This is a genomic window from Streptomyces sp. MB09-02B (assembly GCF_033794485.1).
Taxonomy (GTDB): Bacteria; Actinomycetota; Actinomycetes; order Streptomycetales; family Streptomycetaceae; genus Streptomyces.
The window spans coordinates 1-616 of sequence record NZ_JARGEE010000995.1 but is presented as its reverse complement, the minus strand read 5'-3'; the positions used below and the strand labels follow the sequence as shown (position 1 = coordinate 616).

At 73.4% G+C, this 616-nt stretch carries 1 protein-coding gene; it reads right to left on the bottom strand.

Annotated elements, in window-relative coordinates:
* A partial coding sequence (locus P1P70_RS45530; RefSeq protein WP_319248474.1) for an ATP-grasp domain-containing protein occupies nucleotides 1-616 on the bottom strand: 616 nt, incomplete at both ends.

The window sequence follows — 616 nt, the reverse complement described above, 5'->3', positions numbered from 1 at the left end:
ACCTGCAGGCGGGTGTTGACCTCCAGGAAGGAGATCGTGCCGTCCACGCCGACGAGGAACTCCACCGTGCCGGCGCCGACGTAGCCGGCCTCCTTCAGGATCGCCTTCGAGGCCGCGTACAGCTCGGCGTTCTGCGCCTGGGACAGGAAGGGGGCCGGGGCCTCCTCGACGAGTTTCTGGTGGCGGCGCTGCAGGGAGCAGTCGCGGGTGGAGACGACGACGACGTTGCCGTGGGTGTCGGCCAGGCACTGGGTCTCGACGTGGCGGGGCTTGTCGAGGTAGCGCTCCACGAAGCACTCGCCCCGGCCGAACGCGGCGACGGCCTCGCGGACGGCGGAGTCGTACAGCTCGGGGACCTCCTGAAGGGTGCGGGCGACCTTCAGGCCGCGGCCGCCGCCGCCGAAGGCGGCCTTGATCGCGATCGGCAGGCCGTGCTCGCGGGCGAAGGCGACGACCTCGTCGGCGCCGCTCACCGGGTCGGGGGTGCCCGCGACCAGCGGGGCGCCGGCGCGCTGGGCGATGTGACGGGCCGCCACCTTGTCACCCAGGTCCCGGATGGCCTGCGGCGGCGGGCCGATCCAGATCAGGCCCGCGTCCAGCACCGCCTGCGCGAACT